Raw genomic sequence first — 19,558 nt, 5'->3', positions numbered from 1 at the left:
ACGGACATGACCATGCAGACCTCTGCATTTTCACTAGACTCAAAGACCATGGATCAAATCGAGCGCAAGCTTCAGGAAAAACGTGAGCTGGCACAGGCCAGAGCGCATGAGCTGTTTGACGTTTTTCAACAGGAGCTGACGGAAGAAGAGACTTGGGCCTTGAAATATCTGTTCGCCTACATGCCGGTGAATGATATGGCCGATTACGACGGAATGTTATTCCTCAGCCATGTGCGGCGGACGCTCGAAATCCGCAACCGTATGCCTTGGGGGAAGCGGGTGCCGGATCATCTGTTCCTGCATTTCGTGCTGCCTTACCGGGTCAACACCGAGAATATCGAGGATTCCCGCGGGATATTGCATGAAGCGTTGGCGGAACGCACCAAGTCGCTATCGATGGCGGATGCCATCCTGGAGACGAACTACTGGTGCCATGAAAAAGCGACCTACATCGGCAGCGATCTGAGAACGATCTCCCCGCTGACGATGATCCGGAATGCACGCGGGCGCTGCGGCGAAGAGTCTACCCTTGCCGTGGCTGCTCTGCGCAGCATCGGCATTCCGGCCCGGCAGGTCTACACGCCGCGCTGGGCGCATTGCGACGATAACCACGCATGGGTCGAAGCCTGGGCCGACGGCACCTGGTATTACATCGGCGCCTGCGAGCCTGAGGCCAGACTCAATCAGGGATGGTTCAGTCCGCCCGCGCGCCGGGCAATGCTGATCAACACGCGGATTTACGCGGGTTACCCGGGACCGGAGGACATTACGCTTGCCGACGAATGGTTCACGGAAATCAACTTGCTGGAGAACTATGCGCCGACACGGACGATTACCGTGACAGCGAAGGATGAAGCGGGAAATCCGATCAGCGGAGCCGAAGTTCGGTTTGAACTGTATAACATGGCTGAATTCTATCCCATTGCGGCCATCCCGACGAATGCGGAGGGCAAAGCTTCGTTTAAAACCGGCTTTGGCGATCTGCTTATCCGCGTGGTCCATGAAGGCAAGTGGGGAGAACGGAAGATTACGGTAGCGGACCAGGATCATTACGAGATCGTTCTTGATCAAACGGGTCAGCCGGCAGGAACGGTGGATTTGGACATGGTGCCTCCTCCGGAACGCGAGGGTGACGCTGCCGAACCGCTCTCCGAAGATAAGATTCAGCAGCATAACAAGCGAATCGAAGAAGGCACGAAGATCCGGACGGGCTATGAGGAGACGTTCCTGACCGAGGCGCAGGCCGCCGAGCTTGCGGATGAAGCCTCTCTTCCGTCAGAACGCGTGTGGGACGTTCTGCACAAAGCGCGCGGAAACAGCCGCGAAATCGCCGCCTTCTTACGGGAGCGTTCTGCCAAGCACGGAGAATGGCCGCTGCGCCTGCTGGAGAGCCTGAACGAAAAGGATCTGGTGGATACGTTCCGAGGAACGCTGGATGACCATCTGAACGGTTCATTGACGCATCGCCGGGACTTGCCGGAGGATATTTTCACGCAGTACGTGCTTTGCCCGCGCGTGCAGTATGAGATGATCGTGCCGTACAAGCAGTTTTTCCAACAGGCGTTTACAAGTGAGGAAGTCGAAGCTTTCATAGCCAATCCGTTGGAGCTTGCCCGTACGCTGGATGAAAGTTACGGCCTATGGGAAGACCTTCAGAACCTGAAGGGGAGAGGCAATCCGGTCGGCACGTACAACCTGATGAGAGGGGACCGCGTCTCGCTGGATATTCTCTTTGTGGCCATCTGCCGCAGCTTGGGCATTCCGGCCAGGCTGCATCCAAGCGAGCAGAAGCCGCAATATTTGGATGGCGGCAGCTGGGCGGATGCGTTATTCCCGCAAACGTCGCCGAAGGTAGAGGAGACGAAGGAATGGGGGGCTCTCCGCTTGCTCCAGGATCCCGACCCTGCGCCGGAGACACCGGCCGCTTCCTATGAAGAGAACTTTACGTTCGCGCGCATCGAGAACGGGATCTATAAGACGCTGGTCTATCCTTCTGGCAAAAAAGACGTGTACGACGAGCCGTTCGAGGTGGAACCGGGTTCTTACCGGATGACGTCGGGCGTACGGCTCAAAGATGGCACGGTGAAAGTGAGATTCTCGTACTTCGAGGTGCGTGCCGGTGAACAAACCGATGTTGTACTGACATTCAGACCGGCGGAGCAGGAGATTCCTGTCCTAGGAACCGTGGATCGCAGCATCGTCTTGACGTCGCTGGACGGAACAAGCATAACGATTGGAGAACTTGCAGGCGAGAATGGCGCGATTGTCGCCTGGATTGAGCCGGAGCGTGAGCCGACGAAGCATCTCTTCCGCGAACTCGGCGAGCTGGCCGAACCGTATGCGGAGCTCGGTGCGCCCGTCGTTCTTATTATCGGCGATGAGCAGTGGACGGCATCGTTCGAACCGGCCAATTATCCGAAACTGCCGCCGCGTACCATTTTCGTCCGGGATGCGACATATGCTGGATTACCGGACTTGATTGCGAAATCGCCGGCTCATGAGGCGGGCTTCCCGCATCTCTTCGTGCTGGACGGCCAGGACCAAATCCGCTATACGGCCTCGGGATACAAAATCGGAACCGGCAAGGAAGCTTTGCAGGTGCTGTCCGGGGTGTGGCAGCAAACTACGGATCGGAGTGAAGGATAAATGACGAAGACGAACTACGTTGTCGCCGGTTACGCCGTCGATGCCAAGCTTCCCGCGATGACGAGCGAAGACCTGGCGAAACTGACCCATCTGAATGTGGCTTTCGGCCATGTGCTGAACGACCAAATCTCGACGGAGCATCTTCAGCATCTGGGACGGCTGCAGGACATCAAGCGCGAGCATCCGGAGCTGTGCATCCTGCTGTCCGTCGGCGGCTGGGGAGCTGGCGGATTCTCAGAAGCCGCCTCTACGGAAACGGGAAGACGCAGCATGGCGGAATCTGCAGTCCGTGTACTGGCTGAGCATCCGTTTGACGGCATTGATCTTGATTGGGAATATCCAAGCTACGGAGAGGCTGAAATTGCATCCAGTCCGGATGACAAAACGAATTTCACGCTCCTGCTGAAGACTATCCGGGAAGCGCTGGACCGCAAAGGGGAGCAGGACGGACGCCATTATCTGCTGACGATCGCTGCGGGCGCAGACCAGTATTACGTGGACGGCACCGAAATGGATCAGGCGCAGAAGTATCTGGATTTCGTCCAGCTGATGACCTATGACATGCGCGGCGGATTTCAGGTGCTGACGGGGCATCATACGAATTTGTATACGCCTCAAGGAGACCTGTTCCGTATCAGCACGGACGCCTCCGTGAACATATTCGTTCGTGCCGGCGTTCCGAAGGAGAAAATCGTCATCGGCGCGGCCTTCTACTCCCGCGTATGGCATCAGGTGCCGGACCGGAACCGTGGGCTTCACCAGATGGCTGGCACTACCGGCGGATATGGACCGAATTATACGACGCTTGCCGCGGACTACATCAACAAAAATGGCTATACGCGTTACTGGGATGCGGAAGCTTGCGCGCCGTACCTGTTTAACGGATCGAGCCTGATTTCCTATGACGATGCAGAATCGATCGTTCATAAATGCGAGTATATCAAGAATGAGAGCCTGGCAGGTATCATGTTCTGGGAATACAGCTGCGATGATACGCATCAACTGCTGGATGCAATGTACCGCGGACTTAAAGGATAAATCATAGAATATTGAACTTACATCAGAGAATGAACTAAATCCAAGAAGGCTGAAGACTAGCACAGTGCGATGATTCCGGTGGGTAACCTGGACCATCATTCCTCATGGAAGCACGCAGTCTTCGGCTTTCTTTTTTTTGATATCAGATGTTGATAAACGTTTGCTTACATATATGTGTTGATTGGCGAATAACCTGGCAGTATGATAGATTTCATATTTTGATATATTTTACAAAAGGGCGTGAACACGATCACTCTTTCGGATCATGAACTGATGGGAATACAGGCGAGAACGTTATATGTACTGGATGACCGTGAGCAGATTGCTGCCATAAATGAACCTATGGACATGCAGCCACCGGCCGTTTTTATCGGAATATCCAAGGAGGGGCGGTTCATCCGCTTCAGGCAGGATCTGCCACAATCGGTGAGGGATGACATACTGGCCTGTACGGCGGAAACGCTAGATGTGGTCCGTCTCTGCCAAGTGATCGCAACTTATCGGAAAGTGACGGATATCTGGATGGGACCGGCGTATGCATTCCTATCGGATTCTGCCCTGCCCGAAACGGAGCCGAATATCGTTATGATCGATGGATCGAACCGGCATCTGCTGAAGCCGAACTTCCCCTCCCTGCATGAAGAGTTGTTCGATCACTTGCCTGCAGCAGGATATATGGTAGAGGGGGAAGTGGTCTCCGTATGCTGCAGTGCGCGGATTTCCGGGAAAGCCGCCGAAGCCAGCTTGAAAACGATGGAAGCGTACAGGGGACAAGGGCTTGCCCCGCGTGTCGTTCAGGCATGGTGCAGTGAAGTGGCCAGACAGGGACTCATCCCGCTGTATAGCACGTCATGGGATAACCTGAGCTCGCAGACGGTAGCGCGGAAGCTGGGACTGCATCCATACGGCATGGATTTGAACATTCGTACGGAATAGAAAATGTAACAATTCGCTTCAACAAGCCTTTGCTGTGCAGCTTCATGCCATACTTTAGCGATTCGGTTCTCAACATGCGTAGCCTGTGATACACTTCGAATAATATTTTTTTGAATGATGTATCGTTGAATTCGAGCTGTTTACGGAAGATCAGAAGTAGGTATGGACTATAAAGATCATGAATCGAGGTGCTGAAATGGAAAATAACATCGTGTTAAAACGGCTGTCCGAACCGTCCGAAGCAGTGATGCTGGATGAGGCATTCTCAAGCCATTTTGGATGGTACAGGCAGGGAGATTATTACGAGAGATGCCTTGCGGAAAACCGGGAAGGAACTCGGATCACTTTGATGGCCTTTTGCGGGGATGAATTGGCGGGATGCTGTCATCTGCTTCACCGTTCCAAATACCCCTATTTTCAGGAACATAACATTCCGGAGATCAATGATCTGAACGTGTTTCCGGAGTTTCGCCGCAATCACATTGCCAGTACAATATTTGATGAATTCGAGCGCATCGCGGCTCAAAGCTATGCATGTATAGGCCTGGGCGTCGGATTGTACGAAGACTACGGGAACGCTCAGCGGATGTATACGTCGCGCGGGTACGTCCTGGATGGACAAGGAATGACCTACAATAATCAAAAGGTCGTCCCGGGCCAGCCCGTTATGGTCGATGATGATCTGCTGCTGTATTTGATCAAAAAGCTGTAGACCGGAACCGGTAAAAGGGAGGCAGCATAATCAGCTGAACGGTACCGGTCCGAACGCTTTGAAGATCATCCGGCAGGCGCTGGAGGAGAAGGCACATTCTTGTACCAAGAAATGAGGGGACATCATCATGATTCAATTTTCAAATAAGAAGATTACGGTATTCCAGAGCGTTTTGTTTCAGACCACTTCAACTGTCATAGAGCTGGATGATGCCATCCTGATCGTGGACCCGAACTGGCTCCCCGGCGAGGTTCAGGAAATCAAGGCTCATGTGGATGCGGTCCAGGGGGACAAAGCATGCTATTTGCTGTTCACGCATGCGGACTATGACCATATCATCGGATACAAGGCTTTTCCGGGTGCTATAACCATTGGGAGCGTTGCTCTGGCGAATCATCCGCAAAAAGAGCATAAGCTGAAGCTGATCCGGGATTTTGATGCCACCTATTATGTGACGCGAGACTATCCGGTGGAATTTCCGGAACTGGATATCGTCATTGACCGGGACGGGCAGCAGGTGATGGTCGGTTCAACCATGTTGAGCTTTTACCTGGCTCCGGGTCATACGGAGGACGGCTTGTTCACGGTAGTTGATGCGGAGGGGGTGTTGATCGCCGGCGATTATTTATCGGACTTCGAGCTGCCCTTCATTTACGATAGTGCCCGGGCGTATGAGGAAACGATCCGCAAGGCCGCTTCGATATTGCAAAATCACCCGGTACGCCTGCTCATTCCAGGTCATGGACAGCATACCGAAAGCCGCGCCGAAATGGACCGGAGAGTGAACATGGCGCTGGATCATCTGAAGCGGATGGAACAAGCGATTCTTGCAGATGACGAACAGGCGCTGGAGCAGCTGAAGCTTGAGCATGGCTTCTTATCCGAAACGACGATGGAATGCCATCAGGATAATGTGAGAATCATGCGGCAGGAGCTTCTGTAACCGTCCAAGGAGGAATGACAATGAACTATAGGATTCGGCCGATTTTGGAACAAGATGAGCCTTTTATGTGGGACATGTTATACGAATCCATGTATGTTCCCGAAGGGCAGCAGCCATTCAGCAGGGATATCCTGAGGGACCCGTCGATCGCCAAGTATGCCGAGGATTGGGGCCGGGCGGGAGATACCGGGCTGATTGCGGTGACGGAGGCGGGAGAGCCGCTTGGCACCATTACGGCACGAATTTTTCAGGAAGACAATCAAGGCTATGGATTTGTCGGCGTTGATGTACCCGAACTGTGCATGGCGCTATCACGTTCATATCGGGGGCAGGGGATTGGAACGTCTCTCATGAAGGCCTTGTTCGAAGAGCTGTCTCATAACGGATATGCCCGGGTGTCGCTGAGCGTTGATCCGAATAATGCGGCTGCAGTTAAACTGTACCAGCGTTTTGGTTTTGAAGAAGTAGGCGTGGTCGGCACGTCCATTACGATGGTTGCCGATGTGTGCCAGACGGGAACAGCAGAGTTATAATCACGAAGGCATTTCGGTGCACATGTACATGGAATCAAAAGAACAGCATGCTTGCTTGGCAAAGGAGACTGCGATGCGGATTATCGTTACAGGCGGAGCCATTATTCAGGATGCAGAGGGACGTATTTTGCTGCAGCGCCGTTAGGACTACGGAGACTGGGGATTGCCTGGCGGCGGCATGGAGCCGGGGGAACTGATCGAGGACACGATGATGCGGGAGGTCTTTGAAGAGACCGGACTTGAAGTCACGGGTTTCGAGCTTTATGGCGTTTACAGCGGGCCAAGGATGCAGTATACATATCCGGATGGAAATGAAGTGGTGTTCGTGATGTTTATTTTTCATGTGGAAGCGGATTTGCGCGGACATATGGCGGACGACGGCAAGCATCTTCGATACAGGGATCGCAGCGGAGAATCGGTGGATCTTGCATTTCATGCGTTGGAAGATACGGACGACCTGCGCATCAGTTCGGTGCAAAGACCTGTCTTCGCGGATTTAAAGGCTGAGAAAACAGGGATTTTAAGATCCTGAAGGCGGCTTATCTTCTGGTGTTAAGGAGAGGTGTAACCTATTGATCATTTGGGTGAACGGCGCGTTCGGAGCGGGGAAAACGCAAACGGCGCATGAGCTCCAGCGGCGGATTCCGAATTCCTATATTTACGATCCGGAGAATGCCGGTTATTTTATCCGCAAAAACATTCCCGCTGGCATGGCCAAAAACGATTTTCAGGATCACCTGGTGTGGCGCGAAACGAATTACGGCATGATCAAGTACATTCATGACGAATATGACGGAACGCTGATCATACCGATGACAATCGTCGATCCGGGGTATTTCGACGATATTGTCGGCAGGCTGAGACGGGACGGGGTGGATATTCATCATTTCGCGCTGTGCGCCACAAGGGAGACGCTTCTGAAAAGACTGCGGAGCCGCGGCGAAAATGACCGTTCGTGGGCCGCGCAGCAAATCGACAGATGTATGGAGGGGCTTTCGCTTCCCGTGTTTGGGCAGCAGCTGCAGACGGACGGGATGACGATCTCCGAAGTGGTGGAGGCCATTGCGGTGACGCTTGGTATCACGCTTATGCCCGATCATCGAGGGAAACTGCGCAAAACATACGATAAAGTCGTGACGCAAATCAGGCATATCCGTTTTTTTCAATAAAAGGCTTGCGAGTGATGAAATCATGAGGATCGAATGAAATTAATAATTGCATAAATATTCATTACAATTTATATTAATACCAATCATTTTGCATAAAAGGGGTTGGTAGCTTTGTACAAGAAAATCGAGGAATATGCCTTAAATGCCTGGCCGGCGCTCCAGACGCTTGTTCATGACGGATGGCTGCTGCGTTTTGCGGACGGGTATACCAAACGTTCTAATTCTGTAAATGCCATCTACAATATGGAAGAAGACCAGCTGATGCAGAAAATATCCCAATGCGAGGCCTTGTACCACAAGGCCGGTCTGGACGCCGTGTTCAAGATTACGCCCTTCGTTCCCGGTTCGCTCGATCGTACGCTGGAGGCAAGAGGATACAAGGTTTGCGATCCATCTTCGGTCATGATATTGGAGGATCTGAATGCTGCGGCAGAGCCGAAGCTGACGAATGTGGAATTCTCGGCATCATTAACTCCTCAGTGGACGGACATCTTCGCTGCCTTGAACGGGGGACTATCGGATCGTCATCAAGTGGCCATGCAGAAGATGCTGTCGCAAACGGTGCTGAAAACGGGATACTTTACGCTTTACCAGGGATCCGTTCCGGTTGCCTGCGGTCTTGGAGTGATCGAAGATAATTTCGTTGGTTTGTTTGATATCATCACGTCTGTGGAGCAACGCAATCGGGGATATGGCGAACAGCTGATCCTGAACATATTGAAATGGGCAAAAGAAAACGGGGCAGAGCAGGGATATCTTCAGGTTGTTCAAGATAACAAGCCTGCGAACCGATTGTACGACAAGCTGGGGTACCGACATATCTATTCCTATTGGTATCGCAGCAAAAACCTGCTGTAGCACATCTGTTTTTTTCAGACAAAGGAAAAGAGGACTTTATGGAATCGTCAATGTTTCTAGTCATATGCATTATCGTGGTGGTGGCGGCCGGGTTTATCCAGGGGTTGACGAGCTTCGGATTTGCCCTGATCGCCATGCCCTTTCTGGCGAGGCTCATTCCGCTTCAGCAGGCGGTTCCCATTGTCGTCATGCTGAGTCTGTGCACGAACCTGATCGTTATTATCGATGCCAGGCGGCATGTGGATTTGAAGAAAATATGGATTCTCATCCTGTCCAGTCTGGTGGCGGCGCCAATCGGAACCTACCTGCTTCTGCTGCTGGATGAGCGGCTTCTGAAATCTTTTACCGGAATATTCATCATCCTGATCGCCATTCTGCTTCTGCTCGGCAAGTCGTTTCCCGTGAAGAACGAAAAGCTCGCCTTTGTGCCGGTCGGCATCATCAGCGGGTTGTTGAACGGAAGCATTTCCATGAGCGGCCCGCCGGTAGCGCTTTTTCTATCCAATCAACGGACGGGCAAAGAAACGTTCCGGGCCAATATCACGGCATACGGCATTATTTTAAATGTGATCACGATTTGTACGTATGCATACAGCGGTATGCTGACGAGGCAAGTGTTTACGTATTCATTATGGCTCGTTCCCAGCATGCTGATCGGCGTATGGATCGGCATTAAAGCAATCCGAAAGCTGAACGATCAATGGTTCAGAAGACTAGCGTTGTGGGTGATCATTCTGTCCGGCGCGTGGACGGTGATCAGCATATTTTAGCAGGCCAACGCCTTGTCGGTTTGTTTCGGCAGGAGATTTTTGAAGAAGTGGCCAAGAGCGATTTGGCTGGTTTGATTTTTACATATGTGTGGGCATTTGACTTGCGAACCGGCTCAGCCACAAACCGATCAAGCGAAATCTGGAGTCTTCCGAAAAGAATCTGCGGGAGACGATGAAGCATCACCGTCTGAATTCCCTGGAGGGGGAAATCAAGCACCCGCAGTATTTGCGAATGAACAATTCCCGCCTAAGTCCGGAGGAAGTCGCGCAGATGATTAAGGAGAAATTCGGATTATAAACCTTTAGGGGTAAAAAGGAGATTCAAGAAGTTATGTTTATCGAACTTTCCCATCTGATTCAGGACTCACTGCCGGCTTATCCGGGGGATTCGCTGACGCGGTTGGATCAGCATAAGACCCTTAAAGAGCACAAATACAACAACCATGAGCTTCACATTAATATGCATGCCGGTACGCATGTGGATGGGCCGATGCATTTGACCGACAGTCCAAGGCATATAAGCGATTATCCGATCGATACATTTATAGGAGACGGCTGCTTGTTGCAGGTGCAGGGTGAACAAACCATCCGCTACAAGGAAATTTATGAAGAACGGGTCCAAGAGAACCAGATCGTATTGCTCCACACGGGCCACGGTGAGAAGTACGGGCAAAGCGGCTATTTTACTGAATATCCGGTGCTGAGCTTGGAACTTGCCGAGCTGTTCGTTCGAAAAAAAGTGAAGCTGGTAGGCATGGACACGCCTTCGCCGGATACTTTTCCATTTGAAGTGCACCGCTATTTGTTTGAGCATGATATATTGCTGATCGAGAACCTGACCAATCTGTCTTCACTGGAAGGCATACAGAATTTCGAGATCATCGCGCTGCCGCTTTACATTCGGGCTGATTCATCCATTACGAGAGTCGTGGCACGGGTGAAATAATGGTTTAGGTTGGAGGGGGACGTACCTATGAGCAACAAAGTCATTACATACTACAATGCATTCGACGAATGGGGACGGCTCGACCGGGAGCCGATAGAATTCATCATTAATATGCATCATATTCAAAGCCTGCTTCCGCCAGAGGGACGTATTCTGGATAACGGTGCCGGTCCTGGAAAATATGCGATGGAGCTTGCCAAGCTCGGATACCGGATGACGCTGACGGATTTAACGCCGAAATTGGTGGAGATAGCAAAGAAAAAGGCTGAAGAGTATCAGGTTGAGGATCGGTTCGACGGGTTTTACGCAGCGAATGCCAGAGACTTGGGGCGGTTCGCCGATCACCAGTTTGATGCCTCCCTAATGCTGGGGCCGCTGTATCATCTGCAAACGCAAGAGGGCCGTGTACGGGCTGTTCAGGAACTGAACAGGGTGACGAAGCCTGGAGGGCTCGTGTTTGTGGCGATGATGTCCAGAACCAAGTTTTTGACGACATCGCTCATGTACCCGGAGATGTGGAAGCCCAACCATACGGTTCATGGCATCGCGGATTTTCTGGAGACGGGAACGTTTGATCACGCCGATGAAGGGAGATTCACGGGAGCATATTATTTTGACATCGCTGAGATTATTCCGTTCATGGAGTCGCAACGATTCGAAACCGTGAAACTGGTGGGATCGAGCAGCATTGCAGGGGCTATGAAACCGGAACAGTGGGATTACTGGCAGCAGCAGGGCGATGAAGCATACCGTGAAATCATGCAAATGATCTTAAAAGAATCCGAGAATCCTTACATGCTAGGTTCAGCGTCACACTTGCTTTATATCGGCAGGAAGAAAAGTTGAAATTCCCCAGAAAATCGCTAATTCAAAAAAAAAGTGGCTGCCTCTTAGGTAGATATTCTACCCTGGGGACAGCCACCTTTATGTTTACTTATCCGATGAATCTTGCGCCGCTGCGTTTTCCTGTTCCCGCAGATCTATTCTTCTGATTTTACCGGAGGATGTCTTCGGCAAATCGTGAACAAATGCTATTTTGCGCGGGTACTTATAAGGGGCCGTCCATTCTTTGACATGCGCCTGCAGCTCTTTCACAAGCTCGGGTGAACCCGCCGCTTCATCCTTAAGTACGATAAACGCTTTAACGACATGACCGCGAACCTCATCGGGGCTTGCCACGACGGCACATTCTTTGACCGCGGCATGCTTCATGAGCGCATCTTCGACTTCAAAAGGACCGATCGTATAGCCGGAGCTGATGATGATGTCGTCTCCCCGACCCTCGAACCAGAAGTATCCGTCTTCATCCTTGCGCGCCCGGTCGCCCGTTACGAAGTATTCACCATGGGAGCAGTTCTCTTTGCGCTCAGGGTCCTTGTAATAGGTCTTGAACAACGCTGGCATGCTCAAATGCACGGCGATATCTCCAACAACACCCGCAGGGAGAGGTTGTCCATCCTCGTCGATGACTTCCACGATGCCTGGAGCAATCGATTTACCCATGGAGCCTGGCCGTGCCGGCATGTCCTTGAGCGTGGCGATGATCAGTGTGCTTTCCGTCTGTCCGTAGCCATCCCGGATCGTAATATCGAAATGGCGTTTGAAGATCTCGATGACTTCCTGATTCAAGGGTTCTCCGGCAGACACCGCACAGCGTAACTTGGACAAATCGTATTGAGATAGTCCTTCGGTCTTGGCCATTAACCGGTATTCGGTTGGCGTACAGCATAAGACCTGAATTCCGTGGTCCTGCAGCAGCTGCAAGTACTGTCCGGGTTTGAAGGTTCCATTGTATACGAATCCTGTCGCTCCGGTTCCAAGCACAGTCAAGAACGGGCTCCAGATCCATTTTTGCCAGCCTGGTGCCGCCGTGGCCCAGACAATATCCGATTCGCGAATATCGAACCATAGGGACGAAACAATCCGCAAATGCGCATAACCCCAGCCATGGCTATGCACGACAGCTTTTGGATTGCCTGTGGTTCCGGATGTATAGGCCAGAATGGCAATATCATCTCTGTGACTGTTTACCGTAGTAAAGGTATCAGGCTGGTCCATCATTAATTTTTCAAGATCGATCCAGTCCGGATGGGTCTCCCCTGCGTCTTCGGAAACGAACAGACGATAATCCAGCTCGGGAAGTTCTTCCGTAATCTTGTCGACTTCAGTGGTTCCTTGAGACCAGGTGATAACAGCCCTAGCTTCGGAATGTCGAAGCCGGTAAGACAAATCCTTGGCCCGAAGCATTTCGGAAGAAGGAATAATGGCAAGCCCCTGTTTTAGACAAGCCAGGTAGATCACGTATGCGAAGATGCTCCGTGGAACCATAACCAGGACACGATCTCCTGGACGAAGACCCAAGCCTGCTAATCCTCCGGCCAGTTTATTGGCCTGCTTGCGAAGCTCTCCATATGTAATTTCCTTGCAATCCCCATGATCATTTAACCATTTCAGTGCAACCTTCTCCGAAGGATGCTGTTCCATTTCGGAAGTCATATTATAGTATTCGGGTGCAATCCATTGCTGCTGTTCCAAAATGAACATCTCCTACATCATTTTGATGGTATAGTCTTTCATCTTATTATAAATGATCTTATAAAATGAAATGCACGATTTGCAAAAATAGAATTTGTCATATGGCAGAGTAATGACAACGGATAACGACTCGAATGCCCGGTTTTTATAATCCTTTTCCTCCAAGCGGCATGACAGGTATCGATTCCACTCCGGCAATCAGCGGCATGGCCCGGCTAATCGACTCCTTAGTCTCCGGTTGGCTGAGTGATGCTTGATGGGCTTCAGCGCTGCTCCACACTTCGGTTACCCAGATGGCATCAGGTTCATCGTCCGAAACATTAATGATATAGATTTCGCAATCCGCTATCGTCTGTGCAGCGGCTGCGGCCTCCAGCAGGATGTCAGCAAGCGCCTGACGCTCTCCGGATTTGGCCGTGAACTTTACATAGGCTCCATATTTGCTCATGGTAACACTCCCACTATAATTTAATGTTTTCTCGCGTTTTCTCACTCATTCTTAGATTCTGAATCTTCGACCACCTCGAGAGATGGAAAAGTCATGTAACCATGGATAATTTTCTGGATGTGCCAGTTGCGGGAATAGAGATCGGATTGTAGTTCCCAATCTATGGGCGAATATCGTTCCTGGAATTTGAGCCAGCATTATTTGCTCCACTTCCGTCATGATCTCCTCAAGCTGCTTGGAGAACATCTCGTACTGCTCCAGAAGCGTCTTCAACTCGATTCTCGCAGATGCTAAACCTTGCGTAAGCCCAATAGAGGTTTTTGCTGCTTCCAGCAACTGCGTCGCTCGTCTGGGACCGACAGCGCGCTGTACATATTCCTTCCAACAAAGATGATGTCCGTCTTGTGGTGCTGTCGCTGAAGATCCTTCATCCACGTTACAAGTTTCGTTAGTCCATGATGATCATTGTCAAACACGCAGTCCTTGCCAAGTAACAATTTTATAAGTAAGGAAGTATAACTTTCAATATGACTAGGCTGATAAAGACGGCAAATAGCACTATAATAGGTACAATTATTATTTTGTTTGGTAGAATGATAAATTTTTTCATTATTTCAATAGACATTGATACCATTAGTAAAAATAAGAGAAAGCAAGGAATGAACAATTTGCTTTTTTTGCTAAGGAAAATATAAGTAAGATACTCTGTTCCACAAAAAGCGATGATCATTACTGAAAATATGCCAATAAGATTGCGTATGTTTTTTACCATATTCCACCACCTTGATGTAATAAAGGGGTATAAAAGTTTTACAACCATAAACGAAAACTCTAGTAACTATCAAAAATTATTTAAAAAATTCAAATTTATTATCTTTCCAATCGCCCCAGATTCCAGGGAATGGATTGGGAACACTACTGGTTTTAGAAATAAGAGAGTAGAACTTACTTACCACATGGTTCGAATACATGAACTCTACTTTCATATATTGATGTGCTGCCGCTGAAGATCCTTCATCCACGTTACAAGTTTCGTTAGTCCATGAAGATCATTGTCAAACACGCAGTCCTTGCCAAGTTCGATTCCGCTGAAATCGACGGCCCGGGTGACATGTGTCTACTTGGCAATGTCTGCACCGATTACGAGGGTATGATCTGTAATTTGCTGAATTCGTTGATTCTGCTTTTTCGAATGTTTATACTTCATTGTAGAGTGCCTCCTGCGCTGAGATTTGTTCTTTGGTCGGAACGTTTCCCAGTATACAGTTGGCACTTTTTTCTTTCTAAGCTCAAATTAATTCATTACAGGAATGGCTCCTTTTTAGGGCTTAAGTTGTATCTTCATTTTCCACAAAATCGTATACAATTACAACCAAGTCAGATTGAATTTGGAATTACGTATTTGCTCGAATCTTTGTTTCACCGGAAGGGGAGATACCGATCAGAATTCGCATTATAGGTTCTTGCGGCAGCGGCAAATCCTTTATCGCCCGGGAATGCTCGCGGATGCTCGGGATACCTCACTACGAAACGGATAATTTCGTGTGGGAACGCGGGGAGGTTCAGCGCAAGTTTCCGCCCGAGACAAGAGACAGGCTTTTACGGGAAGCAGTCCAATCGGAAGCTTGGATTATTGAAGGCGTTCACCACAAATGGGGAAAAGAAAGCTTTGAGCATGCCGACATCATTTTCATCATTTCCCCGAATAGGCTTGTCCGGGATTTCCGGATTCTTCGGAGATTCGTGCGGACACGGCTTGGAATGGAGCGGGCCAACTACAAGCAGTCCATCAAGAATTTGTTCGTCATGACGTTTGAATGGAATAGGGGCTTTGACCGGGTGGCCATGAAGGAGATTACCCAGCTTACGGAGCCTTATAAACGCAAGAGAATCATCGTGAAGAGCAATCAGGAGATTATAAAATACATACGTAATGCTGGTGGCGAGGGATGAAAAAGACTACACTGTACTACATTATTTTCGCGGTATTTGTAGGCCTGGCTTTGCTTGTTCAGTACTTGGTGGAAACCCATCAATCCTATTTCGGAAGATATGAGATGACGGAATCTTACGGAGGAACACAGAACCGATTCATATTTCATTTCGATATCGACGGACTGAAGCGGGAAACCGGCGTTCAGATCCTGATGATTACAGGTGACCGCGCCGAATTTTTTGAACCGGTAAACCATACGGAATATGAGTATGCACTTGAGCGGGACATCAACGTCATTCCGGATCAGATCCTGGTCGAATGGAAGGCCGGGCATACCCAATACGCCAAGAGAATCAAATAACCATAACGATGTCCTAATCGTCTAAATAAAGGATTCGTAAAGGAGCGATAAACCAGATGAGCACCCCGATTCAAAATCACATTCAAACCGTATTCATTCCGGTCAGCGATATCGAAAAGGCGCGGGGTTGGTACTGCGGCATTTTGGGTGTACCGGCGGATGGCGAGATTCTTCACGGTCATCTGTACATATTGCCGATGCGCGGCACCGCGGGAATCGTACTGGACAGCCGCATTTATGCGCCCGAGAAGGTATTCCGCTTTCCGGCCGTGCAGCTGCGTACCGATGATATTGAAGGTTCTTATGCATATCTGAAAGCAAGAAACGTCGAGCTTGCGTCCGGAATCGAATATGATCAGTGGTTTAATTTCAAGGACCCTGACGGCAACATGCTGATGATTTGCAAATGCTAGTGAATCGTAAATGCTGATTCGAAAGAAGCGAGCTAGCATTTTGATGGATACAAGGGGGAATATTTATGCCAAAACGCTGTTTTATCATCACAGGGACGTCTAAGGGAATGGGAGAGGCGATCGCCCGAGGTTTGCTCGAACGCGGAGATGCCGTGTATGGGATTGCCCGAAGCGCAGCGGAACCGCTCTCTGAACGAATGGGATACATCCACACCAACTTTGATCTCTTGCAAACGTCCCAAATCGAGTCGATGCTGCAGACGATACTGGAGCAGATCAAACCGGAAGAGTTCGAAATGGTATGCCTGATTAACAATGCCGCCATGCTGGAGCCGCTAAAGCGGGTGGAGGACCTGAGGACGGAGGAAATGACGGCGAATATTCACATCAGCCTGCTGGCGCCAATGATTTTGACCTCGGTGTTTATCCGGGAAACGAGAGGTTGGAAGCTTCGTAGAAAAGTGATCCAGATCAGTTCGGGCTCGGGCACTGCCGCCAATCCGGCCATGAGCGTCTACTCGACGGCCAAAGCCGGCCTGAACATGTTCACGGCGTGCGCAGGGACGGAGCTAATGGATGAAGTCGAAGTGATCGCAGTAGACCCCGGAATGATTGATACGCCGATGCAGGCGATTGCCAGGAACAAGGATATCGAGAATTTTGCCATGGCCGCTCATTTCAAACAGGCCTATCAGGCCGGGCTGCTGCAAACGCCGGATGAAACCGCTCGGCACATCATGAGAATCATCGATGCCCGAATAGAATCGGGCAGAGTTCTTACCTATTTGGAATCCTGATCTGTTGAATATGAAGTGAGCCAGCCGGGGCGATTGATCGATCTGGCTGGCCTTTTTTTGTTAAGGTCGAGTCACGCGACAAGATGGCCTTCAATACAAATGAACCTTTTGCAACTGTTTATATAGCAACAATCAAGAATAGAGCTGCCGGCATTGACGGTATATCGTTGTTGCGCAAAATTGTATGATATAAATAAGAGGCAGAGCTCCTTAATTTACCAATGAAAGAGGATACGTTATGAATGAACAGCAAGGAAATGAGCACCAAGTGTTTACCATGGAATGCCGGGATATTATACTGCGTGAATATCTGTCATCGGACGTCGAGGCGATATATGCATTAACGCAGCAACCTGAGATCAAACAGTTTCTTCCCGATTGGGATGTGCCGCTTGCCCAGAGAGTGGATTGGATCAAAAATTACGAAACAGTAGAGAACCGGCGATTTCTCCAAGCTGCCGCGGCGGATGGCCACATTGGCGGCATGATTCTCCGGCTTGGAATCATCGAGAAAGCAACGGGAGAGTTCATTGGCTGGTGCAACACCGGAATCAAGGATGAGCTCCCGGAACCGAACCGGGAAATTATGTACGCGCTGTCTAACCGGCACACCAATAAAGGCTACACGACGCAGGCGGTCCAGGCACTGGCGCAGTATTTGTTCGCATACACGGATGTTGCCGTGCTTAACGCGGTAGCCCTGACGCATAATCACTCTTCCAACAAGGTCATTCAAAAATGCGGGTTCGAAACTGAGGGAACGATTCGAATCGATGATGAGGAGTACAATCATTACAAGCTGTATAAACGCAAAGAGGCATGATGGAAGTCTATCGATCGCATCGATAGCTTTCATTAACGGGAAAAGTCAATCCCAATGAACAAAAAAAGGAGGGAGCATGATGAAGCTGATCGAATCGTCACCGCATCTTCTGGATGAAGAAATGACTATTTTGAACTCGGATTCATTCTTTAACCGGATATCCAAAGACAAAGACAACTTTACCCAAGAGGAGATCGTCGCAGAGATTGAGGATGGCAAAAGCATGGGCGCCGAGCGTTTTCTCATTCAGGATGATGGCGAATATGTAGGCGTACTGGAGTATTTGATGAAAAATCCAAACGACGGCTACACATGGCTCGGGCTGCTGCAGATTCGTAAAGATGCTCAGTCAAGCGGGTACGGACGCAAGGTCTTGGAGTTATTTTATGACATCATGCAGCAGCGTGAAGTGGGACGCTTCCGTTTGGGCGTCATCGCCGAGAACGAGCCGGGACACCGGTTTTGGAAGAGACAAGGGCTGCTGCCGATCAAATCTGTTGTCAATCAAGACAACAAGACCATTATCGTATATGAAAAGGAATTGTCCTGAAAGGATGGACGTTAAGAGTCAGGACATGTGAAGCAAGCACACAGTATATATAAAGAGGCACTCCATAGTGGAGGCCTCTTTTTTTGGCGGAAAGTAAGTTATTACAGTCAATGGCTGCCTACTCTAGGCGAGGTACAGTATCCTGCTCCGATTTGGACGTAAACTTCGATTCCCCTTGCCCCGTATCCATCCGATTCATTTGCCGGTATTCGGTGGGACTTTTCCCGTATTCGAAGGAAAACTGCTTGGAGAAATGATGAATGGAGCTGTACCCGAGCAGCTCGGCGATTGCGGTGACCGTTTGGGTCGACTCAAGCAGCAGCAGCGCTGCTTTTTTAAGTCTCATTTTGGACTGATAAGCCATCGGCGACATGCCTGCTTCTTCCCGGAACAGCTTGTACAGCTGCGATTTCTGAAGTCCGGTTTGCTTGCACCAAAGCTCCACCTGAAATTCGGCATCTGGATACAGCTCGATCTGCTGCATAAGCCGGGTAATCCGGTAATCGCGTACCTTGCGATTGAAGGGGCTGCCCGCAGCGTGAAGCAGGACGGCCCGCAGCAGGCTCGAAGCAATTTCTTCGCCGTAGACGATATATTCCATCTGGCACAGTTGATGCAGACAGTCTGCAGGCAAAGATGAAGCCCCCATGACGGTGCAGGCAGGAATATGGTCAAGTTCCGGGCATTCCTCCACAGGCGTCATGTACTTTGGATCCGACTCGTCCGGAGCAAAAGCAAACCGCGGCTGATGGGGGCGGGGGACGGACCACAGATCGAAGTAGACATTGTAGGCTTCAAGCGGTTGTTTGGGCAAGGGATGGAAGGAATGCACCTGCCCGGGCCGGACGAATATCATCGATCCTTTTTCCGCTTTATGTTCGGTTCCTTCAATATGAACGCTGCCCATTCCGGCAGTGAAGTAATGGATGGCAAAAGCGTAGCCGGTTCTTGTATGTTCATGTATGCCTCCGTCGTAAACCCAGCGGTGGGCCGAGCGCACGTGCGGCGTAAGCTCAAGTAAGCTGCTCATCAATCGATCATCCTTTTAGCATGTTGGTGGAATGGCGTATAAACAGCGGAATGCCGTTCAAATACACTTGGATAGTTCCATGATACACTAAAGGACAAATTCAGACATAGTGAC

General features: G+C 50.2%; 22 protein-coding genes and 3 pseudogenes. 20 read left to right on the top strand and 5 right to left on the bottom strand.

Annotated elements, in window-relative coordinates; all coding sequences use genetic code 11:
- Nucleotides 1-6 precede the first annotated feature (6 nt).
- The 14 genes and pseudogenes from GRF59_RS11730 to GRF59_RS11670 all read left to right on the top strand — a co-directional run bounded on the left by GRF59_RS11730 (nt 7) and on the right by GRF59_RS11670 (nt 11,397).
- A complete protein-coding gene (locus GRF59_RS11730) occupies nt 7-2,646 on the top strand; it encodes a transglutaminase domain-containing protein (RefSeq protein ID WP_160497722.1) in 2,640 nt (879 codons plus the stop codon).
- Complete coding sequence (locus tag GRF59_RS11725; protein WP_160497721.1) at nt 2,647-3,684, top strand: glycoside hydrolase family 18 protein; 1,038 nt, start codon at nt 2,647-2,649, stop codon at nt 3,682-3,684.
- Between the two features lie 240 nt (nt 3,685-3,924).
- On the top strand, nt 3,925-4,620 hold the full coding sequence (locus GRF59_RS30130) for a GNAT family N-acetyltransferase (RefSeq protein ID WP_160497720.1): 696 nt from the start codon (nt 3,925-3,927) through the stop codon (nt 4,618-4,620).
- A 178-nt stretch (nt 4,621-4,798) separates the two neighbouring features.
- Nucleotides 4,799-5,332 carry a GNAT family N-acetyltransferase gene (locus GRF59_RS11715; RefSeq protein WP_237391722.1) on the top strand — a complete coding sequence of 178 codons (534 nt, stop codon included), beginning with the start codon at nt 4,799-4,801 and terminating at the stop codon, nt 5,330-5,332.
- 127 nt (nt 5,333-5,459) lie between these two features.
- A complete protein-coding gene (locus tag GRF59_RS11710) occupies nt 5,460-6,275 on the top strand; it encodes an MBL fold metallo-hydrolase (protein ID WP_160497719.1) in 816 nt (271 codons plus the stop codon).
- A 20-nt stretch (nt 6,276-6,295) separates the two neighbouring features.
- Nucleotides 6,296-6,808, top strand: coding sequence for a GNAT family N-acetyltransferase (locus tag GRF59_RS11705; protein WP_160497718.1), 513 nt, complete (start codon nt 6,296-6,298; stop codon nt 6,806-6,808).
- Between the two features lie 22 nt (nt 6,809-6,830).
- A complete protein-coding gene (locus tag GRF59_RS29980) occupies nt 6,831-6,953 on the top strand; it encodes a hypothetical protein (RefSeq protein ID WP_272914973.1) in 123 nt (40 codons plus the stop codon).
- A gap of 18 nt (nt 6,954-6,971) precedes the next feature.
- Nucleotides 6,972-7,340 (top strand): NUDIX domain-containing protein, encoded by a 369-nt coding sequence (locus GRF59_RS11700; RefSeq protein ID WP_237391721.1) that lies wholly within the window; start codon nt 6,972-6,974, stop codon nt 7,338-7,340.
- A gap of 40 nt (nt 7,341-7,380) precedes the next feature.
- Nucleotides 7,381-7,977, top strand: coding sequence for an AAA family ATPase (locus tag GRF59_RS11695; RefSeq protein WP_160497717.1), 597 nt, complete (start codon nt 7,381-7,383; stop codon nt 7,975-7,977).
- Nucleotides 7,978-8,088: 111 nt separating this feature from the next.
- Nucleotides 8,089-8,835: a GNAT family N-acetyltransferase gene (locus GRF59_RS11690; RefSeq protein WP_160497716.1), complete on the top strand. Its 747-nt coding sequence runs from the start codon at nt 8,089-8,091 to the stop codon at nt 8,833-8,835.
- 50 nt (nt 8,836-8,885) lie between these two features.
- Nucleotides 8,886-9,605, top strand: coding sequence for a sulfite exporter TauE/SafE family protein (locus tag GRF59_RS11685; protein WP_237391720.1), 720 nt, complete (start codon nt 8,886-8,888; stop codon nt 9,603-9,605).
- A pseudogene (locus GRF59_RS11680) lies at nt 9,536-9,903 on the top strand (hypothetical protein). Before GRF59_RS11685 ends, GRF59_RS11680 begins: the two are co-directional and overlap by 70 nt.
- A gap of 33 nt (nt 9,904-9,936) precedes the next feature.
- Complete coding sequence (locus tag GRF59_RS11675) at nt 9,937-10,551, top strand: cyclase family protein (RefSeq protein WP_160497714.1); 615 nt, start codon at nt 9,937-9,939, stop codon at nt 10,549-10,551.
- A 27-nt stretch (nt 10,552-10,578) separates the two neighbouring features.
- Nucleotides 10,579-11,397, top strand: coding sequence for a class I SAM-dependent methyltransferase (locus GRF59_RS11670; RefSeq protein ID WP_160497713.1), 819 nt, complete (start codon nt 10,579-10,581; stop codon nt 11,395-11,397).
- 84 nt (nt 11,398-11,481) lie between these two features.
- On the opposite strand, the gene GRF59_RS11665 is transcribed toward GRF59_RS11670, so the two are convergent.
- The 4 genes and pseudogenes from GRF59_RS11665 to GRF59_RS30275 form a co-directional block, all read right to left on the bottom strand.
- Nucleotides 11,482-13,089, bottom strand: a complete 1,608-nt coding sequence (locus tag GRF59_RS11665) for an AMP-binding protein (protein ID WP_160498245.1) — start codon at nt 13,087-13,089, stop codon at nt 11,482-11,484.
- A gap of 142 nt (nt 13,090-13,231) precedes the next feature.
- The gene (locus tag GRF59_RS11660) at nt 13,232-13,534 is read right to left on the bottom strand and encodes a putative quinol monooxygenase (RefSeq protein WP_160497712.1); all 303 of its coding nucleotides are present in this window, start codon (nt 13,532-13,534) and stop codon (nt 13,232-13,234) included.
- Between the two features lie 174 nt (nt 13,535-13,708).
- Nucleotides 13,709-13,918, bottom strand: a pseudogene (locus GRF59_RS30280) (IS110 family transposase); the annotation flags it as partial.
- Nucleotides 13,919-14,528: 610 nt separating this feature from the next.
- A pseudogene (locus GRF59_RS30275) lies at nt 14,529-14,741 on the bottom strand (IS110 family transposase); the annotation flags it as partial.
- Between the two features lie 299 nt (nt 14,742-15,040).
- Here GRF59_RS30275 and GRF59_RS11645 point away from each other — a divergent pair.
- From GRF59_RS11645 to GRF59_RS11620, 6 genes are all read left to right on the top strand, one after another.
- On the top strand, nt 15,041-15,487 hold the full coding sequence (locus GRF59_RS11645; RefSeq protein WP_202128545.1) for a P-loop NTPase family protein: 447 nt from the start codon (nt 15,041-15,043) through the stop codon (nt 15,485-15,487).
- Nucleotides 15,484-15,831 carry a hypothetical protein gene (locus GRF59_RS11640; protein WP_160497711.1) on the top strand — a complete coding sequence of 116 codons (348 nt, stop codon included), beginning with the start codon at nt 15,484-15,486 and terminating at the stop codon, nt 15,829-15,831. Before GRF59_RS11645 ends, GRF59_RS11640 begins: the two co-directional genes overlap by 4 nt.
- Nucleotides 15,832-15,887: 56 nt before the next feature.
- Nucleotides 15,888-16,244: a VOC family protein gene (locus GRF59_RS11635; RefSeq protein ID WP_160497710.1), complete on the top strand. Its 357-nt coding sequence runs from the start codon at nt 15,888-15,890 to the stop codon at nt 16,242-16,244.
- Nucleotides 16,245-16,309: 65 nt separating this feature from the next.
- Nucleotides 16,310-17,041 (top strand): SDR family NAD(P)-dependent oxidoreductase, encoded by a 732-nt coding sequence (locus GRF59_RS11630; RefSeq protein WP_160497709.1) that lies wholly within the window; start codon nt 16,310-16,312, stop codon nt 17,039-17,041.
- Nucleotides 17,042-17,279: 238 nt separating this feature from the next.
- Nucleotides 17,280-17,864, top strand: coding sequence for a GNAT family N-acetyltransferase (locus GRF59_RS11625; protein WP_160497708.1), 585 nt, complete (start codon nt 17,280-17,282; stop codon nt 17,862-17,864).
- Nucleotides 17,865-17,943: 79 nt separating this feature from the next.
- Nucleotides 17,944-18,414 (top strand): GNAT family N-acetyltransferase, encoded by a 471-nt coding sequence (locus GRF59_RS11620; RefSeq protein WP_160497707.1) that lies wholly within the window; start codon nt 17,944-17,946, stop codon nt 18,412-18,414.
- 118 nt (nt 18,415-18,532) lie between these two features.
- Here the strand turns inward: GRF59_RS11620 and GRF59_RS11615 are convergent, their stop codons facing one another.
- Nucleotides 18,533-19,444, bottom strand: a complete 912-nt coding sequence (locus tag GRF59_RS11615; RefSeq protein ID WP_160497706.1) for a helix-turn-helix domain-containing protein — start codon at nt 19,442-19,444, stop codon at nt 18,533-18,535.
- Nucleotides 19,445-19,558 lie beyond the last annotated feature (114 nt).

The sequence above is a fragment of the Paenibacillus dendrobii genome (genome assembly GCF_009807035.1).
GTDB lineage: Bacteria > Bacillota > Bacilli > Paenibacillales > Paenibacillaceae > Paenibacillus_AQ > Paenibacillus_AQ dendrobii.
Note: the sequence above shows the minus strand (reverse complement) of the source record. Positions and strands in the feature narration are given on the sequence as shown.

Excerpts from the sequence above, each read along its gene's own strand:
- GRF59_RS11730 (WP_160497722.1), top strand. The coding sequence starts at position 7 with ATGACCATGCAGACCTCTGCATTTTCACTAGACTCAAAGACCATGGAT.
- GRF59_RS11725 (WP_160497721.1), top strand. The coding sequence starts at position 2,647 with ATGACGAAGACGAACTACGTTGTCGCCGGTTACGCCGTCGATGCCAAG.
- GRF59_RS11715 (WP_237391722.1), top strand. The coding sequence starts at position 4,799 with ATGAATCGAGGTGCTGAAATGGAAAATAACATCGTGTTAAAACGGCTG.
- GRF59_RS11710 (WP_160497719.1), top strand. The coding sequence starts at position 5,460 with ATGATTCAATTTTCAAATAAGAAGATTACGGTATTCCAGAGCGTTTTG.
- GRF59_RS11705 (WP_160497718.1), top strand. The coding sequence starts at position 6,296 with ATGAACTATAGGATTCGGCCGATTTTGGAACAAGATGAGCCTTTTATG.
- GRF59_RS29980 (WP_272914973.1), top strand. The coding sequence starts at position 6,831 with ATGTACATGGAATCAAAAGAACAGCATGCTTGCTTGGCAAAGGAGACT.
- GRF59_RS11685 (WP_237391720.1), top strand. The coding sequence starts at position 8,886 with ATGTTTCTAGTCATATGCATTATCGTGGTGGTGGCGGCCGGGTTTATC.
- GRF59_RS11675 (WP_160497714.1), top strand. The coding sequence starts at position 9,937 with ATGTTTATCGAACTTTCCCATCTGATTCAGGACTCACTGCCGGCTTAT.
- GRF59_RS11670 (WP_160497713.1), top strand. The coding sequence starts at position 10,579 with ATGAGCAACAAAGTCATTACATACTACAATGCATTCGACGAATGGGGA.
- GRF59_RS11660 (WP_160497712.1), bottom strand. The coding sequence starts at position 13,534 with ATGAGCAAATATGGAGCCTATGTAAAGTTCACGGCCAAATCCGGAGAG.
- GRF59_RS11645 (WP_202128545.1), top strand. The coding sequence starts at position 15,041 with ATGCTCGGGATACCTCACTACGAAACGGATAATTTCGTGTGGGAACGC.
- GRF59_RS11640 (WP_160497711.1), top strand. The coding sequence starts at position 15,484 with ATGAAAAAGACTACACTGTACTACATTATTTTCGCGGTATTTGTAGGC.
- GRF59_RS11635 (WP_160497710.1), top strand. The coding sequence starts at position 15,888 with ATGAGCACCCCGATTCAAAATCACATTCAAACCGTATTCATTCCGGTC.
- GRF59_RS11630 (WP_160497709.1), top strand. The coding sequence starts at position 16,310 with ATGCCAAAACGCTGTTTTATCATCACAGGGACGTCTAAGGGAATGGGA.
- GRF59_RS11625 (WP_160497708.1), top strand. The coding sequence starts at position 17,280 with ATGAATGAACAGCAAGGAAATGAGCACCAAGTGTTTACCATGGAATGC.
- GRF59_RS11620 (WP_160497707.1), top strand. The coding sequence starts at position 17,944 with ATGAAGCTGATCGAATCGTCACCGCATCTTCTGGATGAAGAAATGACT.
- GRF59_RS11615 (WP_160497706.1), bottom strand. The coding sequence starts at position 19,444 with ATGAGCAGCTTACTTGAGCTTACGCCGCACGTGCGCTCGGCCCACCGC.